We start from the raw sequence: 17606 nt of genomic DNA on the forward strand, positions 1-17606 counted from the left end.
TGAAGCGCTTTCCTGCTACAAATTGTTTTGATCAGATCATTAAAAGGGATGTTCGGAAAGCTGTGGATAACTCCGAACCCTTCGGATTCGCCATCTTCTAAACCACTGTTGGTATTTGACTTAGCTGGCGGATTGACTTCCTTTTCTGCCCGAGAAAAGCCCCCATGCGCGTGCTCTTCCTCACTCCCAGTGTCCGAATGCTCGGTGCAAGGCAGTCTCTCCATGCGCTGACGACGCATCTTCCCCCCGATGTCGAGCCCCTCGTCGTATGCTCGGGAAGTGGAGGCTTAACTCAAGAGCTGCAAGCATCTAACATCCCGGTTGAGGTGGTTTCGCATGGTGCCTGGAGGAAACTGGGGGGACGTGCCCATGCAATTCTGCGTCAATTGCCCGCTTTGCGTCGAATTTCGCGCCGCTTTTTGCCCCACGTGATCCACTGCAACGAGTTCCACTCGACCCCCCAGGGCGTCGCCACGGCGCGGGGCACAGGGGGGGAAGTGGGCATTTCCACCCATATCCGCCTCGGGATCCGTCCGGATCAGATTTCCAAGTACAGCCTTCCGCGATGCCACCGAATCGTCGCTGTCAGCGAAGCCTGCCGAGGACTCCTGGCCGGCTCTGTGGTCGAGGATCGGACCCGGGTCGTATACAACGGCGTCGATCTGTCGGCGTTCGAGCCTGCCGAGCGCGATCTGACTGTCCGGAACGAATGCGGGTGGGGGGCGGACGAGCTTGTTGTGGGACTTCTCGGCCTGATTTCACCCCGCAAAAACCAGCTCGTCGCTGCGGAGGCCGTTGCCTTGGCCAATAAACGGGGCATTCCCGCCAGGCTGCTTCTGGCCGGCGACGCATTCAAGAGCACCGAATCATATGGCGAGGAACTTCGCCGGCGCCTTGAGCAGCCGGACCTCGCCCAGGCCGCGAAATGGTTGCCATTCCAAAAGGAGGTTCGCCCGGTTTACGAGGCGCTCGACGTCAATTTACTTGTGTCTGCAGAAGAGGGATTCGGTCGCACAATTTGTGAGTCCGCGGCCCTCGGAATTCCCTCTATTGGCGCCCGCACCGGCGGCATTCCGGAGCTCATCCGCGAAGGCGAAACTGGTTGGCTGGTTGATGAAGGCGATGTGGAGTCGCTGGCCGGCGCTTTCCAGACGGCCTGGGAGGCGCGAAGTCGCCTTGCCGACATCGGTTGGGCCGCGCGCGAACACGCCGTTGCGAACTTCAGCATCGAGGCTCACGTACGCGGAATGATTGCCGTCTGGGAAGAGGCGCGCGAGGCCGCCGCCCGGTGATTCTGGCGACTTCTCGTTGACCGGCTTGGAAAGCCCCCCGTATGACCAACGCGGCATTGTACTTGCTCAACTTGCCTATCGGGGCAGCGTCTCCGATTTTGCACACATCACCCCGGGAAATACCACGTGTCCATTACTGCTCTCTCGAAGAAAGAACGTTACCTGCTGACCGTCGCGCAGAAGGAAACCGATCGGCCGCCGATCTGGTTGATGCGCCAGGCCGGGCGCTACATGCCCGAATATATGGCGTTGAAGGAGAAGTACACCTTCCGCGAATTTTGCTTAAATCCGGAAGTCGCCGCCGCAGCCACGCTGCTGCCGCTGCAGATTCTGGACATCGATATCCAGATCATCTTCAACGACATTCTGATTCCGCTCGAAGAGATGGGCCTGAAGGTCGAGTTCCCCGGGGGCGGCCCGCAGATTTCTCCGCCGATTCGAGGCGCTGAAGATCTGGATCGCTTCAATGTTGCGACGTTCAGCGATCCGCCCGTTGCGCATTCGATCCGGCTGCTGAAGTCGAAGACCGGTGACACGCCGGTGCTTGGTTTCTGTGGAGCGCCCTTTACGCTCGCGACCTATGCGGTCGAGGGCAAGATGTCCAAGAGCCAGCACCACATCAAGGAACTGCGTTTCGGTGCACCGGAAGTCTTGCATGAAATGCTCGAACGCATCACGCAGACAGCGGCGAATTACCTGATCAGTCAGATCGACGAAGGCCACGCCGACGGCGTTCAGATCTTCGAATCCTGGGGCGGCATTCTTGCGCTGCCGCACGACTACGAAGAGTTTGCCGCAAGTTATCAGCGCAAGCTGATCGCAATCGTGAAGAAGGCATGTCCCGATACGCCGATTCACTTGTTTGTGAAGGGCAGCAACGGCGTTCTGGAATCGATGGCAGAGACTGGCGCGCAAGTGCTGAGTATCGATTGGACGACGCCACTGGCGGATGCTCGTCGGCGCGTTTCGAAAACGCTGCAGGGCAATCTCGATCCGATCGTCTTGCACACACCCGATGCGATCGACGCGGCTGTCGAACATATGCTCGATGAATTCGATTGGAAGAAGGGGTGGATTGCGAACCTTGGCCACGGTATTCTTCCGCAGGCGAAGGTCGAGGGCGCCAAACGATACGTTCAGGCGATCCAGGCCCTTGCGGCCAAGTGAGGAAGTGACCAATGAGTTCCAATCTTGAAGCGCTCGGAATCACACCGGAGAAAATCCGCGCCTACGATCAACGCATTCCGCGCTATACCAGTTACCCGACCGCACCGTTCTTCACACCGGACTTCGACCCCGACGAGTGGGAGAAGTACATCGAGGAGACGTCGGCGAAGGCAGATGACCTATCGCTCTACGTGCACATTCCGTTCTGTCGAAAGCGCTGTCTGTTCTGCGCGTGCAATGTGATCGTCACGCGCAAGGAAGGCGTCGCGGACGAGTATCTGGATTATCTTGAGCGCGAGATTGAGTTGTTCGCGAAACGCTATCACGGTGCCGGCCGTGCGATCCAGTTGCACCTCGGCGGTGGGACGCCGAATTTCCTCGATCACGAGCAGATGGCGCGCTTGCTGAAAATGCTGAGTAGTCGCTTCACGTTCACCGACGAGAACGAGCGCAGCATCGAAGTCGATCCGCGCATCGCCACACCGGAAGACATCGACGCCTTCTATCATCAGCATGGTTTCCGGCGCATCAGTTTCGGCGTGCAGGACTTCAATCCCGAAACGCAGGCGGCCATCGGTCGCGGCCAGACGCGCGACATCACGTTCGAAAACGTTGCGCGTGCACGCGAAACTGGTTTCAAGAGCGTGAACATCGACTTGATCTACGGCTTGCCGAAGCAAACCGTTCAAACCTGGACGAACACTGTCGATGCGATCATCAGCCTGCGCCCGGACCGCATCGCGCTCTATAATTTCGCGTTCCTTCCGACGAAGCTCGCGCACCAGCGCACGCTCGACGATGCGGACATGCCGACGCCCGCAGAGAAGCTCGACATGTTCATCGCCGCGCACGATCGACTTGTCGCGGCGGGCTGGGAATTCATCGGGATGGACCACTATGCGCTGAAGGATGATTCGCTGACGCGCGCACAGCGCGAAGGTTCGCTGCGGCGAAACTTCATGGGCTACACAACGCTGCGCGGTACTGATCTCGCCGCGTTTGGTGTTTCCTCAATCAGCGACTTCCAGAATGCCTTCGCGCAGAACGTCAAGAAGCTGACCGTCTACAAGCGCATGATCGACGAAGGCAAACTGCCACTCGAACGCGGCCTTGCGTTGTCCGATGACGATCGCGCGCGTCGCTACATGATCGAAGAGATCATGTGCAACGGCGTGTTGCGTTTCGATGCGGACACTGGCGTCGAAGGATTCAATGTCGGCGAAGTCGTTCGCGAAGAGAAGGACGCCCTGGCGCCTTTGGCAGAAGACGGCTTGCTGACAATCGAAAGCGATGCGCTCCATGTCACAGACAAGGGGCGCGTGTTCCTGCGCAACATCGCCGTCGTGTTCGACTCGTATCTGAAGCGCGCACGATCCGGCAAACCACTTTTCTCTCGTGCGGTTTAGTCAATGAGCGAACAGACATTCGATTGTATTGTGCTCGGCGCGGGCGTCAGCGGATTGGCGACAGCCTGGCGTCTGATGAAGAACGGCCAGCGCGTGCTTGTCGTTGAGAAGCAACCGCGTTGCGGCGGTGTCATCACGACGAAGCAGGAAGACGATTACCTGATCGAGATCGGGCCGAACAGCTTCACGTCGTTTCCGCTCGCAATTGTGGAACTACTGGATGAGCTCGGCATTCGCGACAGGGCGTTCGCGCAGCCGCTGAGCGAACACGATCGATTCGTCTGGTACAAGGGCAAGCTGCGCAAGGTCCCGATGGGACCGGGCGGATTGATCACCACGGATATCCTCTCGCTGGGACAGAAGTTCAAAGCGGTCAGCGGCATCTTCGCAAAGAAGGGCCGTGTCGAGCAGGACATGGAACTGGGCGAGTTCTTTCGTCAGCGTGTCGGTCCCGCCGTCGTGGAGCGCATGCTGAAACCGTTCATGGCCGGTGTCTACGCCGCCGATGCGGACCGGATCAGCTTTGCCGCGACTCTGCCGAAACTGTACGAGCCGATGCGTCAGCACGAAAGCATCATGGCCGCCCTCAAGTCCCTGCGGAAACCTGGACAGAAGCGCAAGAAGCGGCCGAAGCGCGCCCTCGTCTCCTTTCCCAATGGATTGAAAGAATTACCGGAAGCGCTCGTCAGCGGCCTGGAAAAGGCGGGAGCGACGCTCGAGTTTGAAACGACGGCGACTCTTCGCCCCGGGACAAACTGCCGCTGGGCCGTGGAATACAACGGCAAAACAGCGGAATCCGATCAGGTGGTGATCGCCACGCCGACCTCGCAGGCTGCGGACTATCTGGAGAATATCGCCGCACCCGCCGCGATGGAGCTGCGGGCGATTCCATACGCCGGATTGATTGTCTTCCACGTGGGCGCACCGGAGGAGATGTTTGCGGAGAATCGGAACGGTTTTGGCTTTTTGTCAGTCGCCGAGCAGGGCGTGCGAGTCCTGGGAATGATCTGGAGCGATCGGATTTTCCCGAATCGTGCACCGGACGGTCATCGCCTGCTGACCTGTTTCTATGGCGGCGATAAGGATTCGGAAGTCCTCGGGTGGGACGAAGATCGGCTGCGGAAGCAACTCGTCGAGGATCTCAAGACGACGATGAAGTTCCGCGGAGGCGATTTGCCCTTCCTGAAGTTCCACCGATGGGAGCGCGCGCTGCCCATCTTCCGCGTCGGCCACATGGATCGCATGGCGAAGGCTCGCGAGGCCTTGCCGCAAGGCATCGAACTGCTCGGGAATTATCTCGGCGGCGTTTCCATTCCCGACCGCGTGGACAAAGCGAACACGCTGGCTCGAGAGATTCTGGAACGTGCCGGGAAACGCGACAAGGAATTCGCATGACCTCCAAAGACACCAAACGGGTTGCTGTCCTTTGCCTGACTTATGGCGAGCCGGCGCAACTCGACTGGCGCTCTCAGTACGAGTACTCGCTTTCGATTCTGAATCGACTGACGCGACGCGTTGCGCCCATTCCGAAGTTCATCACGCCTCTTCTTGCTGCCCGGCGTGGGCTAATTCGCAAGAAGACGTTCACCGAAGAAGGCTACCACTCGCCGTTGGAACCGATCAGCGATGCGCAGGCGAAGGCGCTCAAGGAACAGCTCTCCGCAAAGCGTCCGGGCGTTGAATTCGACCTCCGTGTCGTTTGCGAATTCCGTCCTCCGTTCATTTGGACGGTTCTCGATGAGTTGAAGAAGAACCCGCCGGACGAGATCATTCTCGTGCCGATGTACGTTGCGGAGAGCGACTTCACCTCCGGTGTCAGTCGCACCGATCTTGAGAATTACAGGGACAGCGGAAAGGCGAACAACTTGCCGGCACCCCGGTATGTATTGGGCTTTGGCTTTGACAAACGCGCCGCCAAAGTCTGGGCGGATTTCGTGTGGAAGAAGATCCAGGAAGCGAACTGGAGCAAAGAGAAGCTGAGCGAATCCGTCCTGATTCTCGGATCCCACGGTACGTTGCAGTTTCCGCCCGAAGGCATTAACTCGAGCGCGCGCGAGACGCGTTACTTTTACGGTCAGATTCGCTCGCATCTGAAAGAGCACTTCCGCGATGTTCGCATTGGCTGGCTGAATCACGCTCTCGGCGGCCAATGGACATACCCCGAAGTCGCCGAGGCAGGGCAGGAAAGCCACGACCGCGGCATTCGCAATGTTGTGTATTTCCCATTTGGTTTCATGGCGGACAACGCGGAATCGCAGCTTGAAGGCCGCCAGCAGTTGGGTGACTGCGAGTGGGATGATTTGCTCTATCTGCCCTGCCCGAACGACGACCCGGAATTCATGGAACTTCTTTCCACGATGGTGCTGGAACGCCTCGATGGGCCCGCCGGCGATTGGAAGACGATCGGCCAGGGAACACCGGAACTGATTCAGAAAGAACGCCCCGCCATGCCGGGCACAAACGGACCATTGAACTTTGGGGGACCCACGTTAGCCATTTTCGCCGCAATCTTCTGGACGTTGTTGGCTGCTTTCCTGGTGGCGCGGGGGATTCTCCTTGGGCTTGGTTCTCTGGAACCCGGATGGTTTGCAGCAGCTTCTGCGGCGGCTGTTCTGGTTGGCGCACTGAAGGGTGGAACAGTCATTCGCAAGATGGCGATGAACAACTTGAAGCGGCTGAAGCGCATTCCCCAACCCAGTCCCCTCTACAAAGTGTTCTCCATTCCAACGTGGATCGTGGTTCTGTTTTTCGGTTCGCTCGGAATGGTGATTCGATTCACGCACTTCCTGCCGGACGCTTTGCGATCATTCATTCTGATTGCTGTTGGGCTGGCGCTGTTCGTGGGCGCCTTCTACTACTTTCGGAACATCAAGCTCGCCGTTCCACTCCCGGGGCCCAGGTTGACCTCCGCTCCTGCAAAGTAACGCGACATCTCTCGGCAACGGAAAGGTCTTCCCATGCCCAACGGACACCACTGGCACCTGATAGTTAATCATTTCCCGATCTTCGGTCTATTCTTCGCGATGCTCCTCTCCGTTGCGGCGATAATCTGGCCCCGCGTCAAGGAAGTCCGCCGGATCGTTTTCGGGGTTTTGATCCTCGTCGCAATCGGTACGATTCCCGCCTTCCTGACCGGCGAGCCGGCCGAGCACGAGGTTGAGGAACTGAAGGGCCTCGGCGTTTCGCTCCAGATGATGCACAAACACGAGGAAACGGCTGAACTCGCTTTCATTTTGATCATGGTTGTGGGGGGATTTGGAGTTATCGGTTTCATCGCTGCTGAGAAGAAGGAGCAGTATACGCGACATATATTAGCAGCGCTGCTGCTCGGTCAACTCATCGCCTTCGGCTTCACGGGGCTGGCTTCCAACCAGGGCGGAGAGATTCGTCGTCCCGAATTGCGCAAGGAATCCAAGGCGGCGATCGACACTCTGAAGGCTGTCGAGCACGACATTCTGAATCACGAAGAGGACGATTAGAAAACGTCCTGCTTGAGTTTCTTCGCTCCGTTCCGTTCAGTTGCCACCAGCAACACTGACCGGAACCGGACATGACAACCGAACCAATGACATTACCCCCGGTTCCCCGCTGGCTGCTTGTTCTGGCGGGGATTCTCCTATTTGCCTACGCGCCGTATGCGATGTTGCGCGGTCTGGATCCCGACGAGGTCCAGATGACCGCTGCGGCGTACGCGGTGGCGCACGGACAGCAGCTTTACACACAGGTCTGGGACAATCACGGTCCGCTTGTCGCGGAGGGAATTGCGGTCCTTATTCGCCTTTTCGATCCTGATTCCTACGAGTTCCTATACGTGCTCCGCGGAGTCATGTTGGCGCTTATGTCCGCCGGGTTTGTCTTCTTCTGGCGGACAAGTCGGCATGTATTTGCCGAAGAATCGCGACTGCCGATCATCGCACTGATTCTCTTCGCGGCTTCACCTGCCCTGTTTGAGAAGAGTTGGGAAATCCGCGGCGACAACCCGATGAACATACTCTGGATCGCCAGCCTGATGTGTTGGTTCGCTGCTTGGCGGAAAGAGAAATACATCCTCTGGCTGCTTTCGGGCGCCTTGGTCGGTGCCTGTTTCTTCTTCAGTTTGAAGACCCTGTTTCTCGGATTCTCAGCCGGGTTGATGTTCATTGCGGCAATGATCTTCCGGCGGAAACTCATGGTGGTTCCGCTGGCGCTGTATGGCGCCGGTTCGATGATTACCCCGGCCATCATGTCGATCGGGTTCAAGATATCCGGAAACGGCGCTGCATTCATCGAGCAGTTCGTCGGCAAGAACATGGATCGCGCCCGCCCCCCGATCTTCGAAGGCTTCGACGAGTTCACCGACCTCTCGACGATTTGGGCGTACGCAACGCTGCTTGTTCTCGGATGGACGGCCTATCGCATTGCGCGTCGCAAAGCACCGGCCGAGATTGCGATTCTATGGCCGGCCGCTGCATTCCTCGTATTCCAGTACATGTTTCTCATGCCGACTTTTCACTACCAGAGCCTCCTTGTGGTTGCCGCGCCGATTGCGTTGTTGTCCGCATGGGCGTTGTGCGATGTCGCGGATTCCATTGCTCGGAGCAACCTCCCCATCACTCGGCGTGAGCCCATCATCGTGACAGGCCTGGTATTGGCCGTGATTGCAATGATGGATACTGAACGGAAGGCGGAACTGATACTTCCGAACGAGATCGCCTTAGGTAATTCGTGGCAGGAAGTTATTCCCAAAAACACGACCGTATTCGACGGATACGGTCATCCGTTGTTTCGCCCTCACCCTTTCGAATACAAGGCGTTCGTGACGACTCTGCGCGATCGATATGAAGCGGGCGACCTGCCCATCGATGTTCCACGGGGCCTTGAGCGTGAGAATGTCCTGTACGTGGTCTACGACAAGCGCGTTCGCAAGTTGGGTGCGGATGTCGTACTGGCGCTGAGAGCCTCCATGGTCCCGCTGAAGACCCCCGGTCTTCTGGCGGCTGGCAAGGTTGTTGAGCGAGGTGATGCAGAAGAAGTCGAGGTCGTGATCCCCCGGGAAGCGGAATACTACTTCGGCTCTGCCGAAAATGGGGACGCAGTTGAGTGGCTCTTGGTCAATGGTGATCCAGTAACGGCTCCGGGGCCAGTGTTCTTGAAGGCGGACCGCGTCATGTTGGATTGGGATGGAGATGGGCCTTTACTCTTATGTGTCGCCAAGCCGGATGAATGGAATCGCAAGGGAGCAATCATTTCGGCGACAGAGGATCTCCCAGATCCTGGCGATGAGAAAGCCACTCGTACGATCTGGCCAGAGTATTTTGAGTATTGATCAGGCCTTGCGCTGCGTGACGATTAATTCCGCTAGCAAACCAACGCCGCCAAGAAGGACGCCCACGCAAATCAGAATAATGTCCGACTCCTGCAGCGTGTGACCCGAGAGCACCAGCAGATCGAAGATCCCCTTCACGATTCCGAGGAGAATCATCCCCGCGGCCAGCGGCATGTAAACCCGCAGCGGACGGAAGAACGTCATGATGCGGAGGATCGTCGTGATGTACTTGCTGCTGTCGGCTACGGGGTGGAACTTCGACTTCCCGATTCGCTTGTAATATGGTGTCGACACGTACTTCACGGGATGGCCGTTCGTCAGGAAGGCGAGCGTCATGCTTGTCACGCACGAGAAACCGTCCGGCATGACCCAGAGATAGCGGAGCATCACATCTCGCTTGAATGCTTTCAGGCCCGTATTCAAGTCCGGAATATGATGGCCCGAGATATAGATCGCGAGCTGGCGGATGAACCACTTCGCCATGAAACGCAACGCCCGGTACGTGCCGCGTTCGCTCGTACGCGCGCCATTCACCTGATCGTAGCGCGGCATATAGGATAACATCTTTGGGATCGTTTTTGGTTCGTACGTTCCATCCGCATCCAACATCACGATGATCTCGCCGCGAGCATTGATGATGCCTGTTCGCCGGCTGGCGCCGCTGCCCTGATTCACCATGTGGCGAATCACGCGCACACCGGCCTTCTCCGCCAGGTCCGGCGTTCTGTCGCGCGATTTATCATCGACGACCAGGATCTCGTACTCGCGCCCCGTCTGATCCATCACGGCGCGCACCGCTTCGATTACCGGAACAATGGCCTTCTCCTCGTTGTAGGCGGGAATCACCACGGAGATGAAATCGGGTTCTGAAGGGGCGTAGTCGCGCATGGGGAGACCTCGAAGATCCTGCGGAGATTTGCAAAGACCTATTCATTGCGCGCCAACGAAGAGTGAGGGGTCAAGGCTCGTTCCGCCATCTCCTTTTGCGAGGAAGTGAGCCGCCGAATTCTGGTTGGCAACACCTGTTTATGGCGCCATGCTCCATTCAGGCGATGAAGGGGGTAAACCATGTGGAAATTGGCGTTGGGTTGGGTTCTGGTGGTCGTGGTTCTTGCGGTGCTGGGATATGTCCTGACCTGGAAATACCTTCCCAAGGACAAACCGCATTGGCGTCGGGCCGCGTGGGTTGTCAGCACTCCCGTCATGTTCTTCTGGCTTTGGATGGGTCTGGACGAGCTCTTCGCGTGGCCGGTTGCCGTCCTGACCGGGGAAATCCGCGCGCTTCCGGGATTCGAATTCACCGCTATCCTCGTCGGCGTTTGTGCGGCGGTCGTTCAGCAATGGACGAACGAACGCCACCCTCCAAAAGATCGCTTCGTCGCGCACAACGGCATCGTATTGGCCATCTTCGCCGCGCTGATCCAGTACATGTCGCCCCTGGCTCGCCCTGCGACTCATCCCCGCTTTGCCGGCGAATGGAAGGACGGTGTCTGCATGCAGAGCGAGGGATACCTCTGTGCGCCCGCCTCAGTGGCGACGCTGCTGCGAGAAATGGGCATCGAGACAACGGAGGAAGAAGTCTGTCGCCGCATGATGGTCAGCACCATGGGCTCCCTCGAATGGGACATGCTGCGCGCCGTCAGGTCCTACGGCCTGGATGCGAATCTGCGTTGGATCGGCAAAGACCCCGGGACGATCCCCACGCCATGCATGGCGATGGTGCGCCTGATGACGAAGGAGGGGAAGCCCGGGCTCGCTCACGCACTGACGGTTCTCGATCAGAAGGGTGACATTCTGACCTTCGGCGATCCGCTGGCCGGGCGATTCGATTGGGATCGCGAGATGACTCGGCGGAACTACTACTTCCAGGGTATCGTGATTGTCGCAAACCCGCAGTAGGGGAGTGCGCCGAATCCCCTCCACTTCCCGGTTGTCGCGCCGCGTCGGACTCCTCCATAATTGTCTTCCGTTTGCGGCAAATTGCCGCGCGCCGACTCTTAGAATTCGAATCAGGTGAAGAATATGATCGATCCAGGAATGATCCGGAAGCTGCAGAGCGACCTGAATACTCGCGTCGAGAAGATGCATGAAGATCTCGAGAACGAGACCGTTGAAGGAAGCGCGGGCGGTGGTGTCGTGAAGGTAACCGTCAGCGGGACGCGCGAAGTCCGCGCCGTCCAGATCGGTCCCGAGGCGATCGACCCGGACGACCCCGAGATGCTGCAGGACCTTGTGATGGCTGCAGTTAACCAGGGGTTGGACGCCGCCAAGAAGCTCCACGAGGAGCGTGTCTCGGCGATCACTGGCGGCATGCGTTTCCCGGGCCTGATCTGATCGCGCCACGTCATGTCGCCTTTACCGAAAGCCCTTGAAGTCGCCATCGCGGAGCTCGGCAAACTGCCCGGCATCGGTCGTCGCAGCGCCGAGCGGATGGCCTTTGCGCTGCTCCAGGCCGAAAAGGCCCAGGTTGCCGAGTTGTCCGATGCTCTCGTTCGCTTGCGCGAGGAGATCGGTACGTGCCCGACTTGCGGCTACTTCACGGACGCGGGGGAGTGCCCGATCTGCTCCGATCGCGGGCGTGATCGAACGGCGCTCTGCGTCGTCGAGCGCGATCTCGACGTCGTGGCGATCGAGCGGGCTGGCGGTTTTCGCGGTATGTACCACGTCTTGGGCGGCGTGCTGTCGCCGTTGAAGGGTGTTACGCCTGAAGACTTGAATATCGATATGCTGTTTCGCCGTCTGGATGGAGGGGAGTTCCGCGAGGTGATCCTGGCGACCAGCCCGAGCGTCGAAGGCGACGCGACGGCCCTCTACCTGTCCAACCTACTCGCGGATCGCGCTCTTTCGGTCACTCGGATCGGTCGCGGCGTGCCCATGGGCGGTTCGTTGGACCTGAGCGACGCAGGCACACTGCGCCTCGCACTCGAAGGACGACGAACCATAGACTAGGATCCGGCATGAATCACTTCGACCTTGCCTATCTTGCGGCACTTCCGGTTCTTGCGCCGGTCGTGACCTACAAGCGGATGCGCTACGGCAAGTATCGCGAGAGCCTGCCGGGGATGCTTGGCAAGCGCCTTCCGTCGCCGCCGTTCTCGCCGGCCGGCGTGGAGCGCTGCTGGCTGCACAGCGTCTCCGTTGGCGAAACGATTGCCGCCGGCAGCATCTACAAATCTCTGCGGCATCGTGAGCTTGGCTGGGATTTCCTGGCGACAACAACGACTGAAACAGGCCAGGCACAAGCGAAGCGCACGCTCGAAGGAGCAGAAGCCTTTGCGTATGCTCCGGCGGATTTTTCCTGGACGGTTCGCGCATTTCTCGACGCCTACAATCCGTCGCTCTATTGCCTGTTCGAGACGGAGATTTGGCCGAATCTTCTGAGCCAGTGCGGGCAGCGCGGCATTCCCGTGTACCTGATCAACGGCAAGGTCAGCGATCGCAGCGCCGAGCGCTACGCTCGCGCCAGAGCGCTCTTCCGCGGGCCGCTCTCGAGCATCCATCGCTTTTTCATGCAAACCGAGAAGGACGCCGAACGCATGGCGCGCATCCTGGGATCGGACGAACTGGTTCGCGTCTTCGGCAACGTGAAGTTCGATGCGCTGCCGACTCCGCTGACCGTCGACGAACGCGCCGACATCCGCGGCCGTTGGGGTGCAGGCGAGGACACGATCGTCATTCTGGCCGGCAGCACACACCCCGGTGAGGAGGAGATCGTTCTCGAAGCTTACCGGCGTGCGCGGCTGACGAACCCGAACGCGCTGCTCGTTCTGGCGCCAAGACATCCGGAACGCTTCAGCCCCGTGGCCGAGTTGCTCACCCGGGCGGACATGCGCGTTCATCGAACCAGCACCGGGCCGAATCCGGGTGATGCAGACGTGGTGCTGCTGGACGAAATGGGAGTGCTTGCCCGCAGCTTCGGCGCCGCGGAGATTGCGCTGGTTGCCGGCAGTTGGTGCCCCGTTGGCGGGCACAACTTGCTCGAGGCCGGCGTCCATGGGATCCCTGTCCTGCGCGGTCCCGATATGCACAGTCAGCCCGACATCGTGCGCGTTCTGGGGCCGGAACAGGGCGCGCCTGAGGTCTCCGCCGAGGATCTCGGCGATTGGCTGATTCGCCTGTGCCGCGACGCGGATGAACGCGAACGCCTGGGGCAGCTTGCGGCCAAGGCCTCGAACTCGAATCGAGGCGCCGCCGGCAAGGTCGTAGATGCTATGCTGGAAGATCTGGCGAAGTCCCGCCGCTAATCCCTGAATCGCATTGCCAGCTTCGGAATTGGCTCATCGCGATAGCCCGCCAGGTAGGCCATGGCGAATCGCGCATGCCATTCGTCAGGACCGTCCGGGCGGCGCAGCGCATCGCTGATTCGCAGCCGATAGCGCATCCTCTCAGCCACGCCCAGGTACTCCCCGAGGATCATGTCGCGCAATTCCGGGTACTTCTCGACGAAACACCGTGCGCTCGCGCCGCGCTCCCAGGATTTCGCAGAGTACTGTTTCGGCTCGAACAAGTGGTGGTGATACAGGAACGCATCCGCGGCGTACAAAATCCGCAGTCCGATCTTCTGCAGCCGATAGGCGTACTCGTTGTCCTCGTAGGCGGGGTAGGGGAAGTTGACGTCGAAGAGGTGTCCCTCGTCGAACCACTTCCGGTGGATCGATGCGTTCAGCGTATGGAAATACACCCAGTCCGCTTCGCCGTTTGGGGGGATCAGGTAGTAGAATGAATCGTGGTGCGCCACCCAGTGCATGAAGTCGTTGATGATGACCTCCGGTGCCCACCGGGAGTTGCCAAAGACGGCGTGACCGGGATCTTCGCGATGACGGCGATCGTGGACCTGAAGGAAGCCGGGCTCCAGCCGCACATCGTCGTTCAGGAACAGGATGACCTCGCCCTTTGCAATCTCGACAGCGGCATTGCGTGCTCGAGCCGGTCCGCCCTTGTCGGTTTGAAGCCACTCGAGCGACCAGGGCCCCTTCCACTCCTCGGCTGTCGAGCGCATTTCCGGCGGACCGCCGTCACAGGCGACGATCACTTCTGCCGGCGCGTCGAATTCCTGGCGCCCGAGCGTTTCCAGGCAGGTTCGCAATCGATCGATGCGATCGTAGACAGGAATAATGATCGAGAGGCGACAGGATGTCATCGTTGGGTTGCTCTTGGGCTCCAGCCTTGTGGAGAATCGCCCCGACGTTTCGGCTCGCCGGGCCTTGTCGTCAATCCTTGAGGTCTCTTCGTTTCTGCGCCCATGCCGCTGCTCATCGCCGGGTTGGCCACACTTCTTCTGCTCATTCCGATCCTGGTGACGAACTTCCAGGATGGCAAAGCCGGCTCGCCCCTGGCCTGGATCTTCGTCGTCGGTGTGGGGTTCGCCCACCTTCCCCTTGCCATTTGGTGGAAGCCATTGCGGCGGTTCATCGATCCGCCGGAGACGCCGACGCTCCTTCGGACGCCGGTGAAGAGGCTTCACATTGGCATTCTTGCAGCGGGTCTGATCGCACTCTCCGCCATAGTCCTGATCAATGAGAATGCGCTTGTCGGTGGAATCTTCGAACGCCCGGTCGATCCGGGAGCCGGTGGATCGCTGCCCTTGATGGCGCAGGTCTGCAATCGATTGCTCCAGGGCCTGCCACTCTACGAGCAACGGTACGAGATGACATCGTACTCCACGCTCAACTCCTACGCCCCGGGGATGCCGCTGCCGTTCGCCCTGGCGCGCAGCCTGGGGTTCGATTGGAGGTTCGCGACGGTAGGCGCGCTTGTCCTTTTGCTTCCGATGTTGGCGGCCGGGTTGACGATGCTCTTTCGAGCGACCGCCGACTGGAACGCCTGGAAGCGAAGCGTGATGCTCCTCGGCTTTCCGGCGATTGCCATTGGTTGGATGGTGTTGCCTCTCGGGAAAGATTACCTCCTGGACGGCAGCGCTCCCCCAATCTGGCCGTTCATTCTGCTTTTCGCACTTGCGCTGTCTGCCCGAGCGCACCTGCTGGCCTCCATCTGCATGTCCGTCCTCGCGGCAATGAGTATCGGCTGGCTCATGCTGTTGCCGCTCTACATTGGGTTGGTATGGAACGAGGACCGGCGGTTGGCTCCAACTTGTACGTTCATGGCACTGCTCCTGCCCCTGCTGCTGTATGGGCTCCAGTTGAACTCGTTTCACGATCTGATCCGCGGGGCGCTGGGCGAGACGCTCGCAGGCGGAAACTTCCAGGCGGAGCAGGGGCTGACCTACCGGATGCCCTTCCTGACCGGTCTCTGGGATTTTGTGGCGATGCGATCGCTGCTCTTCGTTCTCGTGCTTGTGGCGCTGATGCGAATCGCTATGGCTTTGATGGATGCAGAGATGCCAAGGCGCCGTCGGCTCGAGCTCTTTGCGCTGGCAGGATTCCTGGTCATCTGCGCGTCGCCAATCGCCTTCTACTACCACTACTACGCGCACCTGCTGCTGCTGGCCGGGCTGATGCCAGGGTGGGCCGGCGCCTCCCTGAAGAGCGAACCCTCTCCGCCGAAAGCCCCTGAAATTGCCTTGCCGGCTGTCCTTGCCGTGGCCGCTGCGCTCCTTCCTGCATGGACGCTGAGTCGAATCGCCGATGAGCCGATCGATACTTCGCCCGATCTTCACTTCAGGGATGTGCTGTCGACGGGCTGGTATCCCCCCGGCGAGGACAGCACTTGGGGGGCGGCGCTGAGGCCGACTTTGAGCGTTCCACTGGCCCGCAGCGCACCGGCGGTCCTGAACTTGCATCTCGGGGTTCTGGAGAATCCGAACGGCCCTGCCAATCGGGTTCGCGTGTCTGTGAATGGACTGCCGACGGCCACCTGGTTTCCCACGGACAGCCCATTCGGTGTCCTGTCGGTGGTTTGCGACGATGGCGAATTGTTCACCGGTGCGAACTCGGTGGCTCTCGATGTCGATTGGAGCGAATCGCCCACGAGCCTCGGGATCGGGCACGACGATCGGCCGCTTTCTGTTTTCTTCGGCGGATTGACCTATCAACCGTTGGAATCTGAACCCTGAGAGGAAGAACACGAATTGGAAATCCTGTTTATCGATCCCGTCGCGGGCGTTTCCGGAGATATGTTTCTGGGAGCACTGGTGGATCTGGGAGTGGACTTCGAAGCGCTGCAGTCCGGGCTGAAGGCCCTGAATATCGACGGCATCGAATTGAAGTGCGAAGAAACCAAGCGGCATTACATCGCTGCCACAAAGGTCAACGTAGTCGTTGAGGATGTTCCCCATCCCCATCGCCATCTGGGGGATTTGACCCGGATTATTGAGAAGGCCGATTTGCCCGCGACGGTCAAAGAGCGTTCCATCGCGACGCTGACGCGGTTGGCCGAAGCGGAATCGAAGGCTCATCGAACGCCGATTGAGAAGGTGCACTTGCACGAAGTGGGAGGGCTCGATTGCCTGGTGGACGTCGTTGGCACTTGCCTCGGCATTCATCTCCTGGGAGTTGAGCGGATTTACTCCGGGCCGGTCAGCCTGGGCTCCGGATTCCAGAAGTGCGCTCACGGCACGATGCCGGTCCCTGTGCCGGGAACGCTGGCGATTCTGAACGACTTCCCGGTCCGTCGGACGCAGATCCCGTACGAGATGACGACCCCGACAGGCGCGGCTCTCGTGGCGACGCTGGCTCATCCGGCGGGGCGGTCGCTTATCATGACGGCCAATGCCATCGGCTACGGAGCCGGCAACCGCGATACGGAGCACGTGGCGAACCTTCTACGTCTCGTTCGTGGAGAGATCTCAGAACGCCTGATGGACGATCCGTTCCAGGTCGACCACTCGCACGATCACCACCACCATCATCACGATCACGAACACACGCATTGAGGAGTTCGACATGAGCGACCAGCCCGTTACGCAGCGCTTGGAGCGCAAGCGTATCGTCGAGAATCCGCGCATTCATGTCTTCGAAGATCGCGTACGGCTACCGACCGGCACGGAGCGCCTCCACTGGAAGGTCGACTACCAGTTGGACGGCGTCGGCGTGGTGCCCGTGCTGGACGATGGGCGTGTGCTGCTGGGGTTGCATTGGCGTTATTGCGTGGAGCGCTGGGGATGGGAGATCGCTGCCGGCGGTGTTGAGGCAGACGAGGACCACGCAATCACCGCTCACCGCGAACTGGAGGAAGAAACAGGGCACCGCGCCGGGCGCATGGATTTTCTGCTCGATTTTCACCCCGCTCCGGGCCTCGGGAACGAGCACTTCTTTGCCTTCGTCGCGCGCGACCTGGAACCGACCGGCGCGGCAATCGATGAGGACGAGATTCACGAGTTGCGCGCATTCACCTGGGAAGAAATCCAGGGCCTTCTTGCAGACGGGAAGCTCTACGACGGCTTTACGCTGACGTCGCTTCTGCTTGCACGTGAGCGGGGCTTCTTCACTCTCCCCTAATTCACTGAGCTAAAAAGAAGAACCGGCTCCCGAAGGAGCC

At 59.6% G+C, this 17606-nt stretch carries 16 protein-coding genes; 14 read left to right on the forward strand and 2 right to left on the reverse strand.

Annotated elements, in window-relative coordinates; all coding sequences use genetic code 11:
- Positions 1–164 precede the first annotated feature (164 nt).
- The 7 genes from KQI84_05835 (at position 165) to KQI84_05865 (ending at position 9170) form a co-directional block, all read left to right on the forward strand.
- Positions 165–1292 (forward strand): glycosyltransferase family 4 protein, encoded by a 1128-nt coding sequence (locus tag KQI84_05835; protein ID MCB2154386.1) that lies wholly within the window; start codon positions 165–167, stop codon positions 1290–1292.
- A 126-nt stretch (positions 1293–1418) separates the two neighbouring features.
- Positions 1419–2459 (forward strand): uroporphyrinogen decarboxylase, encoded by a 1041-nt coding sequence (gene hemE / locus KQI84_05840; protein ID MCB2154387.1) that lies wholly within the window; start codon positions 1419–1421, stop codon positions 2457–2459.
- Positions 2460–2470: 11 nt separating this feature from the next.
- Positions 2471–3865, forward strand: coding sequence for an oxygen-independent coproporphyrinogen III oxidase (gene hemN / locus KQI84_05845; GenBank protein MCB2154388.1), 1395 nt, complete (start codon positions 2471–2473; stop codon positions 3863–3865).
- Positions 3866–3868: 3 nt separating this feature from the next.
- Entirely contained in the window at positions 3869–5260 is a 1392-nt protein-coding gene (gene hemG / locus KQI84_05850; GenBank protein MCB2154389.1) for a protoporphyrinogen oxidase, read from the forward strand.
- A complete protein-coding gene (locus tag KQI84_05855; protein MCB2154390.1) occupies positions 5257–6789 on the forward strand; it encodes a ferrochelatase in 1533 nt (510 codons plus the stop codon). The genes hemG and KQI84_05855 overlap by 4 nt, the downstream gene beginning before the upstream one ends.
- A gap of 33 nt (positions 6790–6822) precedes the next feature.
- The gene (locus KQI84_05860) at positions 6823–7344 is read left to right on the forward strand and encodes a DUF1440 domain-containing protein (protein MCB2154391.1); all 522 of its coding nucleotides are present in this window, start codon (positions 6823–6825) and stop codon (positions 7342–7344) included.
- Between the two features lie 71 nt (positions 7345–7415).
- Positions 7416–9170, forward strand: a complete 1755-nt coding sequence (locus KQI84_05865; protein MCB2154392.1) for a glycosyltransferase family 39 protein — start codon at positions 7416–7418, stop codon at positions 9168–9170.
- Here KQI84_05865 and KQI84_05870 read toward each other — a convergent pair whose 3' ends face one another.
- The gene (locus KQI84_05870) at positions 9171–10058 is read right to left on the reverse strand and encodes a glycosyltransferase family 2 protein (GenBank protein ID MCB2154393.1); all 888 of its coding nucleotides are present in this window, start codon (positions 10056–10058) and stop codon (positions 9171–9173) included.
- 180 nt (positions 10059–10238) lie between these two features.
- On the opposite strand from KQI84_05870, the gene KQI84_05875 reads away from it, so the two are divergent.
- The 4 genes from KQI84_05875 (at position 10239) to KQI84_05890 (ending at position 13414) form a co-directional block, all read left to right on the forward strand.
- Positions 10239–11069: a hypothetical protein gene (locus KQI84_05875; GenBank protein MCB2154394.1), complete on the forward strand. Its 831-nt coding sequence runs from the start codon at positions 10239–10241 to the stop codon at positions 11067–11069.
- A gap of 138 nt (positions 11070–11207) precedes the next feature.
- Complete coding sequence (locus tag KQI84_05880; GenBank protein MCB2154395.1) at positions 11208–11504, forward strand: YbaB/EbfC family nucleoid-associated protein; 297 nt, start codon at positions 11208–11210, stop codon at positions 11502–11504.
- 12 nt (positions 11505–11516) lie between these two features.
- Positions 11517–12119, forward strand: a complete 603-nt coding sequence (gene recR / locus KQI84_05885; GenBank protein MCB2154396.1) for a recombination mediator RecR — start codon at positions 11517–11519, stop codon at positions 12117–12119.
- Between the two features lie 8 nt (positions 12120–12127).
- The gene (locus tag KQI84_05890; GenBank protein MCB2154397.1) at positions 12128–13414 is read left to right on the forward strand and encodes a 3-deoxy-D-manno-octulosonic acid transferase; all 1287 of its coding nucleotides are present in this window, start codon (positions 12128–12130) and stop codon (positions 13412–13414) included.
- On the opposite strand, the gene KQI84_05895 is transcribed toward KQI84_05890, so the two are convergent.
- Positions 13411–14310: a glycosyltransferase family 2 protein gene (locus KQI84_05895; GenBank protein ID MCB2154398.1), complete on the reverse strand. Its 900-nt coding sequence runs from the start codon at positions 14308–14310 to the stop codon at positions 13411–13413. The genes KQI84_05890 and KQI84_05895 overlap by 4 nt on opposite strands.
- Positions 14311–14412: 102 nt before the next feature.
- Here KQI84_05895 and KQI84_05900 point away from each other — a divergent pair, with 102 nt between their 5' ends.
- The 3 genes from KQI84_05900 to KQI84_05910 are packed head-to-tail and all read left to right on the forward strand — an operon-like array spanning position 14413 to position 17566.
- Positions 14413–16182 (forward strand): hypothetical protein, encoded by a 1770-nt coding sequence (locus KQI84_05900; GenBank protein ID MCB2154399.1) that lies wholly within the window; start codon positions 14413–14415, stop codon positions 16180–16182.
- Between the two features lie 15 nt (positions 16183–16197).
- Positions 16198–17001: a LarC family nickel insertion protein gene (locus KQI84_05905; GenBank protein ID MCB2154400.1), complete on the forward strand. Its 804-nt coding sequence runs from the start codon at positions 16198–16200 to the stop codon at positions 16999–17001.
- Between the two features lie 10 nt (positions 17002–17011).
- A complete protein-coding gene (locus tag KQI84_05910; protein MCB2154401.1) occupies positions 17012–17566 on the forward strand; it encodes an NUDIX hydrolase in 555 nt (184 codons plus the stop codon).
- Positions 17567–17606 lie beyond the last annotated feature (40 nt).

This window comes from bacterium (genome assembly GCA_020444065.1).
GTDB lineage: Bacteria > Sumerlaeota > Sumerlaeia > SLMS01 > JAHLLQ01 > JAHLLQ01.